This window comes from Pseudomonas sp. BN505 (genome assembly GCF_029873175.1).
GTDB classification, from domain to species: domain Bacteria; phylum Pseudomonadota; class Gammaproteobacteria; order Pseudomonadales; family Pseudomonadaceae; genus Aquipseudomonas; species Aquipseudomonas putida.
Window position 1 is genome coordinate 24,733 of the sequence record NZ_SSOI01000057.1, and the last position, 16,177, is coordinate 40,909.

Genomic DNA, 16,177 nt, shown 5'->3' on the forward strand with positions numbered 1-16,177 from the left:
GGGGCTTTTGCTTAATACAAGCAAGCTAGATCGTCAGCGAGCACTCCACTGCGGCTTGCGCTTCTCGCCAAAGGCCCGACGCCCTTCCATTCGATCTTCGCTGAAGGCGTAAGCCTCGATCAATTCAAATCGGGTACTCAAAGCTGCTTCCAGTGGATCTGCCAAACAGCGTAGTACCGCCTCTTTAGCCGCCTGATTCGCCAGTGGCGACGCGCTGGCGATGCGACTTGCCCAAGTCATCGCCGAGTCCAGTAGCGTATCCATTTCGACGACTTCGTTAACTAGGCCGTAATCGAATGCTTTTGCTGCAGTTAGCCGGTCCCCAGTCAGGATCATGCCCATTGCGATCCGGTAGGGCAATTGTCGAATCGCCCGGTGCATGATGCCCGCCTCGCCGATAATGCCCGCTTTAGTTTCCGGCATGCCAAACTGTGCAGTGTCTGCAGCGACAATAACGTCGGCGCACATAGCCAGCTCAAAGCCGCCGCCAAGCACATAGCCCTGGACTGCTGCAACCAGAGGTTTCTTGAGCTTGAGCAGAGGCCCCCCTACACCGGTCAGTCCACCGCCCAATGCCAACCGCCCCGTGTTCTCAGCCTCAGCAGCGATGTCTCCACCGGCGCAAAATGCCTTCTCCCCTTCGGCCGAGAGCACTGCAACCCAGATTTCCGGGTTGTTGTTGATATCGGTCCACGCGTCCAGCAACATCCGATCCATTTCTGCACTGATGGCATTAAGTGATTTCGGCCGGTTAAGGCGCACATGGGCAATATGCCCTTCAACTGTGTATTCCACGTCAGCCATGGTCTTACTCCTTTTCTTTTTGTTGGTTGGGGACAAGCGGAGTGGTGCGAGGCACTCGATACTTACGCAAGGCTTCCTTCATGCCGACCTCGGTAATCCAATGCTTCAGATCGATCACCGGCTGTGACAGATGCAACAAGGCGTCCATCTGCGCCACCTCACCCGCCGCCGCCCGCAAACCGTTGCCCTCGCATGCGCGGTTGATGGCAAGCTTTTTAATTCGAAGCACTGGAGGGGGGATCAAAGCAATGCGCTCGGCCAGGCTGCTGACTGCGTCAATCAGCTGGTCCGCTGGCACGCTGTGGTTGGCCCACCCCCACTCGACAGCAGTTGGTCCATCGATGCTATTACCGGGCACGAAGGCGAGCTCCTTCGCTCGTTTTGGGCCAACCAGCGGTGCCCATAACGGAGCGATATATCCGCCCCCGATTGGTAGTCCTGGCTCGCCGATACGGGCGTCATCGGCAACAATGGTAATGTCGGCATAGACGCACATTTGCGTTGCCCCCGCGATGCAATAGCCATGTACCGCAGCGATTACGGGCTTGGGATGATCCCAGATCGCCAGGTAGCGGTTGACATTGCGCTGCAGACGCTCGCGATCAGCAATAGGATCACTGATAGCAGTCAGCTTACCGACCTGATCCAGGTCGTAGCCCGCAGAGAATCCTGCACCTTCACCGCGGATGGCCAAAACCGGCCCACCCTGGTCTTTCAAGCGCTCCAGCGCATCGGAAAACTCATCAAGCAACTCGTTGGACAGTGCGTTGGCCTTGTCCGGCCTATTCAGCACGATCCAGGTTAAGGGCCCCGCATGCTCGATGCGCAGGGTGCGGTAAGCTGGGATCGATGGCCGGTCCATCATGCACGACCGATTGGCAGGGTCGATTTGACGTGAAAATCCTGGACGCCCGTAGTGCGCAGCTCCCGTCGCTTGAACCGCCATTGGCCGTCCACCTTCACGACCACGTCATGGTATTGACCGAACAGGTAGCCATCCGGACGCTCGCGGGTATAGCGGTGCCACGCATAAAGCACCGAGCACAGCTTGGCCTCGGTGGGACTTACGAAGTCGATGACGGTATTTGAAACGTGATGACTGGTTGCCACGAAGTAAGTCCCTACACCCTCCAGGGTCTTGCAGTAGGCCTCTTTGCCTTCAGCACCAAAGTCCGGCCCATAGATCACTGTGCAGTCCTCCACGAAGAGGTCAGCCAACTGCTGGGTATGGTTCATGTCCAGATGAAAAGCGTATTCGTACAGCAGCCGACGGATAGCCTCGGAGTCAATAAGCTTCTGAATTTGTTCTTGTTTTTCAGCTTGAAGGTCCATTTGCAATCACCTTTTTTGTCAACGTGAGTGTTGATAGTAGGCAGTAATCAACAGACGTGTCAACGCGATCACTCAGACAAAAACTCCCGAATGCGAGCAGATCAACATCAATGTTGACCGCCTGTTTGAGCAGTGGCATTGTTAAGGACAAGATCAATAAAAACAGAACGGCAATCACCACGCGGACTTGCCGATTCGGAGCAGGAGGTTGCATGACAAGTCGTTTTGATTGGTGTGAAGTCACGACCCTTGGCGATTTGCTGGTACGCGGAGCCCAGCAGCATCCCGATCGGGTGGCGGTTGCTTTCACCGATTCCTGCCATACCTATGCCGAGCTGTATCAGGGTGCTGTGACCATCGCACGAGGATTGCATGCCTTGGGCATACAACCTGGCGAGCACGTTGGGCTGATGGCTGCCAACAGCCCGGAGTTCATTGAAGCGCTGTTTGCCATCGCTTTTTTGGGCTGCGTGACGGTACCGCTCAATGCCCGACACAAAGCAACTGAACTCGCCTACATCACCACCAACGCAAACCTGGTTGCAATTTTAACGACCGCCAATGCTGAGGAATATGTCGATTTCACCTCGGTATTTCGCACAGCCTTGCCTGAATTGTCCCAACAAACGGACCCAACATGCCTCGCATTGACCCAGGCTCCGCTGCTACGCAACACGGTTTTACTCCGTGGGGATGACCGTAGTGGATTCCTAGGACGCCCAGCATTCGACGTACTCGCTGGACAGGTCTCCGCCGAGGACATCGAACAGCTTCGGCGCCGCGTTCGCGTGCGCGACATTGCAATCATCATGTACACCTCGGGCACCACCGCCCACCCGAAGGGTTGCATGTTGTCTCACGAAGCGATGACACGCGGCCCGGTCGACCGAGCCAGCACGCGCCTGGCGGTGGCAGAACACGATGTGAGTTGGGGGGCAGGGCCTCTGTTCCATATTGGCTCACTCGCCCCCTTTGTCGGCAGCATCGGCGCAGGCGGAACATACCTGACCGACCATTACTTCGAAGCTGGGCGTGCGCTGAAGCTGCTTGCCGAACACCATGCCACGGTGATCTGGCCTTGGTTCCCCGCGATTGTCCAGGCCTTGATCGACCACCCTGATTTCGATTCAGCAAATTTGAAGAGCATCGAACGCGTAGTACTGATTGGCCCCAAACCCATGGTTGAACGCGTTCAGCGGCTATTCCCGCAAGCAGAGGTTGCTCAAGCTTGCGGCATGACTGAAACCGCTGGCATTTTTGCCCTCAGCAATGTCGACGAGTCACCGCTCAGCAAAGCAACCACTCAAGGTCGGGCGGTGCCGGGTATCGAGGTCAAGATTGCCAGCTTGGATACCGGAGGTGTCGCCGCTCCGGGCGAGGTCGGTGAGATCTTGGTGCGCGGTTACTGCGTCATGGAAGGCTACTACAACGACGAAGCAAAAACCCGGGAAGCTATGGACAGGGAGGGCTGGCTTCACACCGGCGACTTGTATAGCGCCACGGTCGACGGCTCCCTGGTCTTCAGCGGACGCCTGAAGGACATGCTGAAAGTTGGCGGCGAAAACGTCGCGGCCATCGAAATCGAGGCGTTTCTCTGCGAGCACCCAGCGGTCAAACTTGCTGAGGTCGTTGGCTCGCCTGATGACCGTCTGGACGAAGTCCCGATTGCCTTTGTCGAGCTACGTGCTGGGCACGAATTGCAAGCGGCGGAGCTGATCGCTTTCTGTAACGGTCGCATCGCAAGCTTCAAAATTCCCCGTGCAGTGTATTTCATGACGTCGGAGCAGTGGCCCATGTCGGCAACCAAAGTGGATAAGCGTGCGCTACGTGCACTGATCGCAGACGCACACTCCCCACAGTTGCTCGCCCAATCTTCTTGAAATCTACGCAACTACGTTGCAGACAGGACACCTCACATGTTGCCAGTCGACGATATTCTCTCGTTTCAAGAAATTGAACTGCAGGTTAACCAGCTGCTCGACGGCAGTGCTGAAGGGGAACCACTCTCGGCATTGGAATGCGCGCTGATCAATCTGGCGGTGCACGCTTCCCCGGCAACTTTGGACCTTGGCGCAACGGAGCACTATGCGAGCCAAGCTCTGGAAGCAGGGGCAACGGCAGAGCAGGTCCATGAAGTGCTGCTTTTGGTATCTGGCCTAGGCGTCCATACCCTGCTGGTTGGAAGCCCCAGAATCGGGCAAATGCTCAAAGACGCCCAACACTCCAGTATGACCTGCCCACTGGACGATGAACGCCAGGGACTACTGGCTAAGTATGTGGGTGATGATCCGTATTGGAAGTCGATGGAGAAAGAGTTTCCAGGTTTTCTCGATAGTCTGTTGCGGCTATCACCGATAGGTTTTGAAGCCTTTTTCAATTACTGCGCGGTACCGTGGAAAACCGGCGCTCTACGTGCGCTCACCAAGGAGCTGATCTCCCTGGCCGTGGACGCCACGCCTTCACACCGATTCCTGCCTGGCTTACGACTACATGTGCGTAATGCCCTAAAGCTTGGCGCCACACGTACTGTGATACTGCAGGCTTTGGATCTGGCTGGCCGCTCAACGTTTCACCGCGGGGTTCGCTAACCTGACTCCCGCTCGGTTTCGCTACTGAACTTGAAAACAATAAATCCAAACAGCAAGGGAAGACAGCAATGAGCAGACTCGCAGGAAAAGTTGCCTTGGTTACCGGTGCCGGCAAAGGACAAGGTGCAGCCGAGGCACGACTGATGGCCCAGTACGGGGCCAAAGTCATCGCCACAGACATCGACTTCGAAAGTGTCAGCGCAGTGGTGGCCGACATCAACCGGGAATACCCCGGAGCTGCGCTGGCGTTGAAACATGATGTCGCCTCCAAAGCCAGTTGGCTGGCAGTCGTGGAGGCAGCAGTTGATGCCTATGGGCCCATCAACGTCTTGGTCAACAACGCAGGAATTCTTGCACCCGCCACATACGATATCCTTACCTACGAACAGTGGTCGCGCATCATGGACGTGAATGCCTGGAGCCAGTTCGTCGGCATGCAGACTGTGATCCCTCACATGAAAAACGCCGGGATCGGCTCCATTGTCAACATTGCTTCTTTGGCTACGGTGAACGCCTGCGGGCGCTTCACTGCCTACACCGCCAGCAAGGGTGCAGTTGATGCACTTTCCAGAGCCGCAGCCATCGAATTGGCGCCTTTTAACATCCGGGTCAACTCGATCAACCCGGGCGTCATCCATACTGCAATGGTGGATGAGGCGTTTCCAAACCAGGCCGCGATGGATGCAGTCGCGGCCGCCCAACCACTGAAGCGCTTGGGCAAGCCGATTGACGTGGCTTACCTGGTGGTCTATCTGGCCAGCGACGAAGCGTACTTCACCACCGGAACAGCTCAGAACATCGATGGCGGACTGTCCGTGATGGGCGGTGTTTCGCCGCAATTGGAACGGAGTTGACGCGATGGAAAGCAATAGCCCAGAGCGTCCCATCGAACAATTGCTGGTGATCGGTACCGGGTGTGCCGGCGTAGAAACAGCACTGGCTGCGCGCAGCGAGGGGTGGCAGGGAGGTATCACTCTCATCGGTGATGAACACGACTTACCCTATCATCGGCCACCGCTCTCCAAAGGCTACCTCGCCGGCACGACCTCGCGAGACGCGCTCAGCCAGCGAACGCTCGCCACCTTCGAAAACGCTGATATCCACCTGCATCTGGGGGTGAGGATAACAGCAATCGATCGCTGCGCTCGTAGCGTCAGCCTGACCGACGGAACCTGCTTACCCTACGACCGCCTCGTACTCGCTACGGGCGGAAAGCCTCGCACGCTAGGGGGACTCGATCACCAACGCATAGCTAACCTGCATTACCTTCGAACAACCGAACATGCCGATCGCTTGCGAAGCGCTTTAATGCCAGGCCATCGATTGATAGTCATAGGTGGTGGGTACATCGGTTTGGAGGTCGCTGCCACCGCCATCAAAGCCGGATTGGAAGTGACAATACTCGAGTCCGCACCGCGCGTGTTGGCCAGAGTCACGGCTCCAGTGCTCTCGCAGTTTTACGAGGATGTCCATCGTGGGCACGGCGTGAACATTCGCACAAGCGAGCAAATCACCCATTTTGAACTAGACGAAACCTCCATGGCGATTCGAGCGATTCATTGTCTGGACGGCACCCGTCTGCCCGCAGACCTGGTGGTCATTGGTATCGGCCTCGAACCCAATATCGAGTTGGCCGCCACTGCTGGGTTGGAAGTTCAGGATGGCATTGTCGTCAACACTACTATGCAGACTGCGGATGCACGCATTTACGCAGCCGGCGATTGTGCCCGAAGCGTCAGTACGCTTTATGAGCGTAGTGTGCGAGTAGAGTCTGTTCCGAATGCCCTGGAACAAGCGCGAAAAATAGCTGCTCTGCTCAATGGCAAAATTCCCCGTCCAGATGGGCCGCCTTGGTTCTGGTCGGATCAATATGATCTTAGCCTCAAGATGGTTGGATTATCCGCTGGCTATGACCAGCTGGTTATTCGCGGTTCGGTGGTGGACAGGTCCTTTTGCGCTTTTTATTTACAGAATGAGCGCATTCTGGCTGTGGATACAGTAAACCGAGCAGTGGAATTCAACTTGAGCAAACGATTGATTGCCCTGCAGACACCGGTAGATCCCGTACAGCTGGCTGATGACGCCGTACCCTTCAAAGATCTCGTCAACCGATACCTTGCTTCCCTCACACCAACCCAACCGTAACAACAATAACAAAGCGGAGTTAAGAGATGCCCAAAGCCACGTTTGTTCTGCCGGACAATTCCGTGCAGGAAATGGAAGTACCGATTGGCACCAGCTTGATGCAGATTGCCGTATCACAAGGCATGCATGAAATTGTCGGTGACTGTGGTGGCAGTGCCAGTTGCGCAACGTGTCATGTGTATGTCGAGGGCAGCTGGCTTGGCAAATTGACGCCCATGTCTGACAACGAAAACCAAATGCTGGAATGTACATCTGCTCCTCGACAAGCCAACAGCCGGTTAAGCTGCCAAATCATCATGAGTACAGCATTGGACGGTATCGAGGTGACGGTTGCCGAAAGCCAGTGGTGACTCCTGCCTGCAGGGGGCTGCCAGCAGAGCCCCCTTCTCTCATCGCTGCTCGAACCCGTCGAAGAATATCTTGCAGAAAGCTTGCGCCACTGCTTCAGCGCTCTTGCCAGTACCCGGTTTGTACCAGCGATGTGACCAGTTGAACATACCAAACAGAGCATTGGCGGCCAACCCAGGAGAAATATCGCTGCGGAATAGGCCGTCCTCAATACCCTTCTTGAATAATGTAATGACAACTTTCTCGAAGCGCTGAGTCTGGCGCACCATTTCCTGCGCCCATACCGACTCCTGCTCGGCGACTGCGTGCATTTCCTCCTGAATGTAGAGGTACATATACGGGTAGTTTTCATCGTAGGAACGCATCAACAACGTCACCAGTTGCTCGAGCTTTTCCTTGGGGTTGAGTGAGCGCATGCGCATAAGCCGCTCAGCCTCCGTTGTGTTTGCATCAAGGACGCCCTTGATTGCTTCACGGAAAAACTCTTCTTTGTTGTCGACGTAGTAATAGATACTCGCACGATCCATGCCGGCGGCAGCGGCGATCTCGTTGAGCGTGGTTGCTTGATAACCTTTTTCCTTGAACAATACCGCCGCGACCCGGATGAGTTCATCGCGCTTATTCTTATATTCTATGCCCCCTTCTGCCTGGGCAGCTTTACGGCGTCGGGCTATGTTGCTTTTTTGAATCATCGGTCTAGGGGTCCACGTCTGAGATATGGAGTCAATCGATTACTATACGCGTAAGGTCACCCCAATGTAACCATCAGGGCGACCGTCTTGCTTCTGTTGCAGAAAGTGGCCACGACCGGCGCCCGGTAGCTGCTCAACGCGTGAGTTTCGCCCCCTCACTCAAGCAATTGGCGATGTGCTGCAGTTCGTCGATGTATGGTGTGACGCCGACGCCGCTCTCCGGCGCAGGGAAGTCATACAAAGTAAGGACGTACTCGACCTGGCCACTCGAGGCGAACACCGGCACCGAAATCTGCCTGACGTCTTTGTGCACGTCAGGGGTAAACTCCAGCGGATCGTAGGTCAAGTCATGCACCAAGGTGCGAACATCCTGATTGTTGGCGGGGTCCTGCGCTCGCTGGTTCAAGGCCGAAGTGAATGCCCGCTGCGCATCGCTGATCATGCCCAGCGAATATCCCCGCTCGCGGATGATCGCCAGTGCGGCCCTGCATTCATCAAGTCGCTCAGGATGACCGGTGTCTCGCAGCCATTGTGTAACGACCGGCTCACTGCTCCAAGCAGCGAAGATGGATCCCGTTGGCGGCATAAACGGCAAGCGTTGACCAACCAAGGTCGGAATCACGCCTGTCCGAGGTCGGCCAGCACTTGCAGCAATGATTAGCTCATCATCCACTCGCACCGTTGCGACACAGCGAGCATTGATTCGCTCGCACAGTCGTTCCATGTCAGCCCGGGCGCGATCAATACTCCGAAGAGGGCCGGCAATGGTACCGAGTGGATCAGGTGCCACCATCGAAAGCGGCGAGAAACGCCCATAGCCTCCTTGAAAGAACAACAGAGGCAGCCCCGCTGACTCGATCTTCAACTCCTTCACCCTGCCAATGACGATGTAGTGATCCCCCGCCTCGTGCACACAGTCGATATCGCAGTCGATCCAGGCGACGCATTGCTCGATGATCGGGGAGCCATTGGCTGACAGTCGGTATTCCAGGCCCTCGAACTTGTCTTCGGTTTTTGCCGCAAACCGCCTGCACACCGGTTCTTGTTCCGCAGCGAGGATATTCACGCAAAATTTTCCAGACTCTTCAATGCGCGGCCAACTGCTAGAGCTTTTATCCGGCAGGAACGCTACCAGTGGCGGATTCAACGAAACGGAGGTGAACGACCCAACTGCCATGCCGGTGGGTTTGCCTCCTGCTTGTTGGGCGGTCACCACACACACACCCGTTGGATACTGGCCAAGCACTTGGCGAAACCATTTCGCATCATCAGGCCGAAATTGATGGAGTTCTTGAGCTTCTGCCATTTTTGATCTCCTTAGCCGAGAACCACCGACGCATTAATACGCCGCTGCCGGCACTCACTGGTTACGAAAATATTGTTCTCAGCCACTCATCGCCCGCAATCAAATGGGCTCCGCCGTGGTCTGTGCTGACTTTTTTTTTGCCTCGACCGCCACTGGAGGTACGGCCTCACTGGAGGGTTTTAACAAGAAGGTGGCCAAGCTCGGCACCAGGATCAAGGCACCTACCATGTTCCACAGGAACATGAAGGCCAGGAGCACACCCATGTCCGCTTGGAACTTGATCGGCGACCACAGCCAGGTGAACACCGCTGCTGCCAACGTGATACCAATCAGCGCTACCACTTTCCCGGTAAATACCAGTGCCTGAAGGTAGGCATCGCGCACTGTCTTACCCGACCGTGCCTGCGCCAGGTAGACCGTCAACAAGTAGAGTGAGTAGTCGATGCCGATCCCAACACCGAGCGCGATCACCGGCAAGGTGGCAACTTTGACGCCGATGCCGAGAATGACCATCAAGGCTTCCGCCAACACCGATGTCACCGCCAGGGGAATGACCGCTACCAGCACGGCTCGCCAACTGCGGAACGTGATGTAGCACAGTACAATTACGGCCGCGTATACGAGCGCAAGCATCTGATAATTGGCTTTCTCGACGGTGCTATTGGTTGCCGCTTCTATGCCTGCACTACCGGCCGCGAGCAAGAACTGACGATCAGGACCATTGTGCGTTTCGGCAAAAGCCTCCACCGTCGCGACCACGCGACTCAGCGTTTCGGCTTTGTGGTCGGTAAGAAACGCGATGATCGGTGCTACGGTGCGTGTATCGTTGATAAGCTCTGGCACTGCAGTGAAGACATTGTTTATCGTGTCAGAAACCACAAACGTGTCGCGGTTGATCGTTATCCATTTCGGTGATCCCTCGTAACCGGCCGACGTCAGCATCCGGCCTACGCTGGCCGCCGATGACGTCGTTTGTACCCCTGGCACATCCCGCAGTAGTTCTTCCAATCGATCCATCTCAAGGAGCGTTTCGAAGCTGACCAGGCCACCCGGAGGCGTTTTGACAATCACTGCAAATTGATCGCTCGACAATTCGAACTCACTGGTGATGTAGGCATTACTTCGGTTGTACTCAGAATCAGCCCGCAACTCCGGGGCACCTGGGTCGAGGTCACCGATCTTCAACCCCTGAGCCACCACCAACCCTGCAAGCGTCACGGCCAGAGTCACCAGTAACACGAGTTTAGCTTTGCGTGGCTCGGTGAATTGGGCAAACCACAACGGCAACGGATGCTCGCCTGCGCTCATTCTCAACGCCCGCTGTGCAGCACTGGGGCTGACGCCGGTATAGGAAAGAAGCACAGGTAACAGCAATAGATTGCTGAAGATGAGTACTGCAACTCCGATACTGGCCTGGAAGGCCAAATCGCGTATCGCAGGAATGTCGACGATGGCGAGCACGGCAAACCCCACCGCATCGGCCAGCAACGCAGTCAAACCAGCGATAAACAGGCGACGGAATGTATAACGGGCTGCAACGTACCGGTGGGTCCCCTTCCCTACATCCTGCATGATCCCGTTCATTTTCTGCGCGCCATGGGACACACCAATCGCGAAGATCAAAAACGGTACCAATACCGAGAACGGATCGAGCACATATCCCATCAGATGCATCAAGCCTAACTGCCAAGTCACCGCCACCAGCGAGCAGGCGATGACCAATAGTGTGCTTCTGACGCAGCGGGTGTAGGCGTAGATTATGAGTGAAACCAAACCGGCAGCGATGGCAAAGTAACTGAAGACTTTGATCAAGCCATGGATCAAGTCGCCCGCTAGCTTGGCGAAACCAATCACATGGATGTTCACGCCCTTGGCGGAGTATTCCTGCTTGATGGCGTCCAGTTGCTCGCCCAGTGATCGATAGTCAAGCGCCACTCCGCTCGCCCCGTCACGCTCAAGCAACGGCAGAAAGAGCATACTCGAATGCTGGTCATTGGCGACCAATGAGCCAATGATGCCGGCGCGATGAACGTTATCCCGCAAGGCGTTGAGGGCTTCGGGGCTGCCGTCGAATGTTTCAGGCATGACCGGACCACCATCGAATCCTTGCTCAGTGATTTCAGTCCAGCGTACGACAGGCATCCACAACGACTTCATGAACGACCGGTCAACGCCTGGTAACAGAAATAACCTGTCATTAATCTCTTTGAGCATTTCGAGGTAGTGAGGATCGTAGATATCGCCTTTAGGGTTCTCTACCACCACCCTCAGCGCATTACCCAGGCCACGCAGGGCCTCTGCATTGGCCTCGTAGTTTTGTATGAATGGATGGGAGATGGGCATCATTTTCTTGAAGCTGGCGTTAACCTCCAGTTGCCAGGCCTGGATGAAGAGGAAAACCGTGGTAAGTGCGCACAGCACAACCAACGCGATCCGGTGGTTGAAAACCAACCGCTCCAGAAAGGATCCAGAACGGCCATCAAATTCTTCAACCCGCGGAACAACTGGCATTGCATCATTTTTTGAAATATCCATGGGTGGGTCCGTGATCTGGCGTAAGACATTAACGGGATGACAGGGACGGCAAAGGCTCCAGTCCGATCCCGCGCAAGCCGGCTACCACCACTTGGCTACCTGGTAGCGGAGCTACAGCGGTAAGCCTCATGGCTTTTCGGGCGCTGGCTACCCGCACCTGAGTTGCGCCGGGGTCCGCAAGTAGCAGCTGCCCGGCCGCATTGACCATGACGAACCCTCCCCCATTGGCTAACGCTGCCCCCGAGGCGATCGTAGACGTGGCGGGCAGCACCCCAGCCGACCACGTTTCTCCATGGTCGGTGCTGCGGAAAAACTTGCCACGCAACCCAAACGCCACCAGCACCTCGTCGTTACCGAGCACGGAGAAAAAGCTGCCTTCATAGCCGGTCCGAATGCTTCTAAATTGCCGTGTGTCGCGATCCAGTTTGAAAACATGGCCCTGTTCGCCAACGATTAGCAATTCTGCACCGACGCCATAGATCCCGTTGAGGTTAAGTCCCTCGGGGTTCTCGATACGCTCGTACCAAGGCAGCCAGTGCTTGCCGCCATCCGTGGTAGCAACGATCGAACCGAACGAGCCAACGGCATAACCGACCGACTCGTTTTCAAACCACACGCTCAGATACGGCAGTGATGGGCCGGAGCGGAAGTTGATCTTCAGGCCCTCCACTATCGCTTGCGCTCGCGAGTCGCCTTGATCAGCACGGGCCTGATAGAACGGTACGAACTGGTGCTCGGCAGCGCGGCCGTCGAGTTGCAGGATCCAAGTTTCGCCACCATCCTGACTGTGCAAAATGGTGCCGTCATGCCCTACGGCCCACCCTTTATTGGCCGTAGGAAACATGACCGCAAGCAAGTCACTCTGCACCGGCACCCGCGCCTGACGCCAATGCAGACCATTGTCATCGGAAACGATGACCAAACCGCGCATCCCCACCGCGATCAGCTTTTGACCTGCAGTGGTCACCGCCATCAATGGGCGATCCTGCAAGTGTGTTTGTGATTTCGCCGAGTGATCCAGGGGGTCCTCGAAGGCGACGCTGTTCGAAGGCATTTGCTCCACGGCGAATAAAACGCCTGGCATTAAGCACATCGCAGCGATGAGCAGGCGGGCTGTTATTGCCTTATTTTTTTGCCGAAGAAAATCACGCGGCACGTTGTATCTGTTCATTTGCGGGTACCTGTATTGGGCCAACTGCCAGCGTCCGCCGGCGCGTGCCGACGGCGTTGGCCACTCTCAGCCAAAACACTGCTGAGCCTTACGCGTGTTCAGCGAACACTGCCCGCTGCCACTGCACTGGGCGTGGTTGGAATACGCAGCCCTTCTGACCCTGGGTAATTCTTCACAATCGAATCTTCATCGCCGCCCCACATGTTCACGGCAAAGTAATTACCTTTGATCAGGTCGTTGAAAATCCAGCCCACGTTGTTAGTGCCGCCTATGTTGTAGGCAGGGAATGTTTGCATGTTACCCACCCGCCAGAGGTTACCGCCATCGTCATAAGACTCTGAGGCAACAATGCACCATGAATCTTCATCAATATAAAAGCGGCGTTTCTTGTACGCATGGCGCGCGCCAGCTTTACGATCGGCTTCGACGACCCATACCCGATGCTTTTCCCAACGCAACGCATCGGGATTGACATGCTGTTTACCTAACTGCCCCCGCAGCGGTACGTTATTGGTTATGGTGAACACGTTATAAGGCACGATCATTTCTTTTTTTCCGACCAACTTGAAGTCAAAGCGATCGGTTCGCCCCGTGAACCCCCACAACTCATCCCACGTCAGTACACCGCCATAAGCTGCAATTGGAATGTCATACGCAAATTCGGGCGCTTTACGAACGCGGCGTTGACCTGGTGTATAAAACCAGACCTCCTGCTGCCCTGATGGCAAGTAGTAGTTAAGAAACACTGTCCCTGCCGCGGAAGGTGGCGTGGTCAGTCGCGCGGAGAAACCGGTGGTGGCGTTGAATGTTTCTCCGCGCAATTTGTTATTTGCGTCATACCAAGGACGAAGGTGATACTGATTGGTTTTCGGTAGATCAGTAATACCACCATTAGGGTCAACCAGGAATGCCGAACTCAAATGATGCATGACGGCTGGCGCGTACGACTGCTTATGATTCCAGATGACTTCGTAGCCATTCTTTGGAATTGGGAAGGGAACCCCAGCAAAGGGCAGCCCATCGGGAGCAGCGCCTTTCATGCCATCCCCCATTACTGGGCCGGTCAATTCGACCGTGGTAGCATTTTTAACGGTGTTTTCCTGGATAGCATCGGGGTAACGGACGCTGCGGTGAGTGGGATAGACATCGAGGCGATAGCTTGGAAATTTTCTAAGCATCGCCTTGTTGCCTTCCGTCACCATGTCTTCGTACTTCGACAAGTTCTTTGCGTCGATTGAGTACAGAGGCTTCTCATTGGCGTAAGGATTTGGATAGGTCTTGTTTTTTTCTACGTCGTAGCCCGCGGGCGCCTGCAAGCCACCGGTATAGGCCGGAATTGAGCCGTCTGCATTTCCTGCCATTTCCGAGCCGAACCGCGTAAGGGTAGTGCCAAGCGCTTTCGCCTCGACCTCGGATACCGCCGCCTGAGAAGCATTCGATACGCCAAGGCAGAAAATTGCACACGCCAACGACTTAGGAGGCAATGACCAGTTATTCAACATTCTCGTATACCTATATTTGTTGTTAGAACGAGGCTTTGTTAGAACGAAGTTTTATACGTCAAAGAGACCCAACCCTTATCATTCAAGTTATACGGGCCGTTACCACCGGCATAGCTTTTTCCCGCAGGTGTAGCATCCGCTACAGACTCAAGGTGATCCCAGTAATAGTCCTGATAAGCCAGGGTTAGTGACTGCGTCTGGCGATAGTCTGCACGAATACCAATGGAGTAAACCAACGAATCCTGTGCGTAGAAAGAGCCCGCAGCGTAAGCCGGATTTCCCGCTACACCGTAAGTGACCGAAATCGGCGCGCTGAGATCGATCGAAGGAAAGACTTGTAGCCATTGAGGCGAGAACAAGACGGCAACCGCAACAGCGCTGTTGGTGGCACAGCCCTGCTTGACCCCACCGCCATTACAAGCCGAATACCCCCGCCCCATGTAGTATTGCTTGTTCTCGGTGACCTTATCCAAGTGGGTATAAGTCATCTCGGCCAGTAACACGCCTGTGTCATAGACCGGTGATGTGCCCAATTGTACGAAGGCATTGGCGATGAAGTTAGTAATATCGCCACGCGCACCTTCCCGGTAAGGAAGCGCTAACCCATCCGGGCGAGTAAATGCGCTGGCCAGTGCGGTGTTGGTTCGGTGGTTGAGTTCAAAACCCAGGCTGGTATTACCAATGGTTTTCTCGTAAGAAAAGCCGTAAAGGTTGACGTTTCGTGCGTAGGAAAGGTGTACATTGCCTCCGCCTTGAGGGTTAAATTCCGCCAAGGCCCAAGGCTGGGTCTCGTCAAGCTTACGAAAGTAGAATCCCATATTACCGCCAGCCCACTCTGGCGACCAATCGACCTTCACGCCAAAGTTATTACTGATATCCTTGGGCTCATAAGCCTTACCTGCCGAGAAACCCGGGCCGAACAAAAAGCTGGCATTGTCAGGGCCTTCGTACAACATGTCAGCAGGCGCCAGATACGTTCCTCCTTCCGGAAATCGGTTGGCTGCGTATTCAAAGAAGTACTGCGCACTGACCGATAACTGCGGGCTGAGCTCTGCGGTGACCAGAGCCTGGGCACGTGGTAGGAACAGCTCTTTGACTTCAGAACCTGGCTGGGAGAAACCCTTGATGAAGTCAGTGGGGTGCTGGCCGTAGGAGATGCTCGAAAATCCAAAAAACAGAGCATTGCCCCACTGCTGGGTCAGACGACCAAGCTTGGCATAGACAGGCACCTCACCCACGTCAAAATTACTGAAGACAAACGCATCAAGAAGCTCAGCCCCGCGCATGTGATATTTCTTGGTCCGGGACGAGTAACGATTGTTGTCGTAAGCGGTCGTGTAGGCAGGGTTGGGATTGGTCTCGGCATGATCGTCATAAGCAAAGTCCTTCCACACGGACCCCGAAAGCCTCATCCCCATCCGGTTCTGATAGACAGTCTGAAACTCCACCAAGGCCTGAAGTCGATTGGTGACCATGTCACCTGTGTCGAACTTGTATTCGCCCTGGGCAGTCGATAGCGCGTTTCCGATGTTGTGGTCTCGGCCGTCGACGCGCCAACCCATGTTGTAGGTCAGGGATGTATCCAAATTGGTGATCCAATCCGAGCCCGTGTCAAAGGTGTACGCCTGGACCGAACCCTGAAACACCAGCGAAGAAACTGCCATGGTCACAGCGGCAGCTAATGTATTGCGATTTTCAAACGTGCAGCGCTTTCTTATTTTCATTATTCGCTCCCAAGGATTGCAAGGCACATC

At 55.3% G+C, this 16,177-nt stretch carries 14 protein-coding genes; 5 read left to right on the forward strand and 9 right to left on the reverse strand.

The features are described from left to right. Window positions 1-33 precede the first annotated feature (33 nt). The 3 genes from E8E78_RS19065 to E8E78_RS19075 are packed head-to-tail and all read right to left on the reverse strand — an operon-like array spanning window position 34 to window position 2,136. Window positions 34-804, reverse strand: coding sequence for an enoyl-CoA hydratase-related protein (locus E8E78_RS19065; RefSeq protein WP_179027745.1), 771 nt, complete (start codon window positions 802-804; stop codon window positions 34-36). A gap of 4 nt (window positions 805-808) precedes the next feature. Continuing rightward, window positions 809-1,666: an enoyl-CoA hydratase-related protein gene (locus E8E78_RS19070; RefSeq protein WP_159266722.1), complete on the reverse strand. Its 858-nt coding sequence runs from the start codon at window positions 1,664-1,666 to the stop codon at window positions 809-811. Next, on the reverse strand, window positions 1,666-2,136 hold the full coding sequence (locus E8E78_RS19075) for a nuclear transport factor 2 family protein (protein ID WP_159266420.1): 471 nt from the start codon (window positions 2,134-2,136) through the stop codon (window positions 1,666-1,668). Before E8E78_RS19075 ends, E8E78_RS19070 begins: the two co-directional genes overlap by 1 nt. 212 nt (window positions 2,137-2,348) lie before the next feature. Here E8E78_RS19075 and E8E78_RS19080 point away from each other — a divergent pair, with 212 nt between their 5' ends. The 5 genes from E8E78_RS19080 to E8E78_RS19100 all read left to right on the forward strand — a co-directional run bounded on the left by E8E78_RS19080 (window position 2,349) and on the right by E8E78_RS19100 (window position 7,219). After that, complete coding sequence (locus tag E8E78_RS19080) at window positions 2,349-4,016, forward strand: class I adenylate-forming enzyme family protein (protein ID WP_159266421.1); 1,668 nt, start codon at window positions 2,349-2,351, stop codon at window positions 4,014-4,016. 36 nt (window positions 4,017-4,052) lie between these two features. After that, window positions 4,053-4,724: a carboxymuconolactone decarboxylase family protein gene (locus E8E78_RS19085; RefSeq protein ID WP_179027746.1), complete on the forward strand. Its 672-nt coding sequence runs from the start codon at window positions 4,053-4,055 to the stop codon at window positions 4,722-4,724. Between the two features lie 68 nt (window positions 4,725-4,792). Further along, window positions 4,793-5,578, forward strand: a complete 786-nt coding sequence (locus E8E78_RS19090; protein ID WP_159266423.1) for a glucose 1-dehydrogenase — start codon at window positions 4,793-4,795, stop codon at window positions 5,576-5,578. Between the two features lie 4 nt (window positions 5,579-5,582). Beyond that, entirely contained in the window at window positions 5,583-6,869 is a 1,287-nt protein-coding gene (locus E8E78_RS19095; protein ID WP_159266424.1) for an FAD-dependent oxidoreductase, read from the forward strand. Window positions 6,870-6,895: 26 nt separating this feature from the next. Beyond that, on the forward strand, window positions 6,896-7,219 hold the full coding sequence (locus E8E78_RS19100) for a 2Fe-2S iron-sulfur cluster-binding protein (protein ID WP_179027747.1): 324 nt from the start codon (window positions 6,896-6,898) through the stop codon (window positions 7,217-7,219). A 39-nt stretch (window positions 7,220-7,258) separates the two neighbouring features. Here the strand turns inward: E8E78_RS19100 and E8E78_RS19105 are convergent, their stop codons facing one another. The 6 genes from E8E78_RS19105 to E8E78_RS19130 form a co-directional block, all read right to left on the reverse strand. Then, window positions 7,259-7,909 carry a TetR/AcrR family transcriptional regulator gene (locus E8E78_RS19105; RefSeq protein WP_159266426.1) on the reverse strand — a complete coding sequence of 217 codons (651 nt, stop codon included), beginning with the start codon at window positions 7,907-7,909 and terminating at the stop codon, window positions 7,259-7,261. 133 nt (window positions 7,910-8,042) lie between these two features. Beyond that, window positions 8,043-9,215, reverse strand: a complete 1,173-nt coding sequence (locus E8E78_RS19110; protein WP_179027748.1) for a flavin reductase — start codon at window positions 9,213-9,215, stop codon at window positions 8,043-8,045. 99 nt (window positions 9,216-9,314) lie between these two features. Next, complete coding sequence (locus E8E78_RS19115; RefSeq protein WP_179027749.1) at window positions 9,315-11,750, reverse strand: MMPL family transporter; 2,436 nt, start codon at window positions 11,748-11,750, stop codon at window positions 9,315-9,317. Between the two features lie 28 nt (window positions 11,751-11,778). Further along, complete coding sequence (locus E8E78_RS19120; RefSeq protein ID WP_179027750.1) at window positions 11,779-12,921, reverse strand: YCF48-related protein; 1,143 nt, start codon at window positions 12,919-12,921, stop codon at window positions 11,779-11,781. Window positions 12,922-13,019: 98 nt separating this feature from the next. Then, window positions 13,020-14,423, reverse strand: a complete 1,404-nt coding sequence (locus tag E8E78_RS19125; protein ID WP_179027751.1) for a DUF1329 domain-containing protein — start codon at window positions 14,421-14,423, stop codon at window positions 13,020-13,022. Between the two features lie 38 nt (window positions 14,424-14,461). Beyond that, on the reverse strand, window positions 14,462-16,147 hold the full coding sequence (locus E8E78_RS19130) for a DUF1302 family protein (protein ID WP_179027752.1): 1,686 nt from the start codon (window positions 16,145-16,147) through the stop codon (window positions 14,462-14,464). Between the last annotated feature and the right edge of the window lie 30 nt (window positions 16,148-16,177).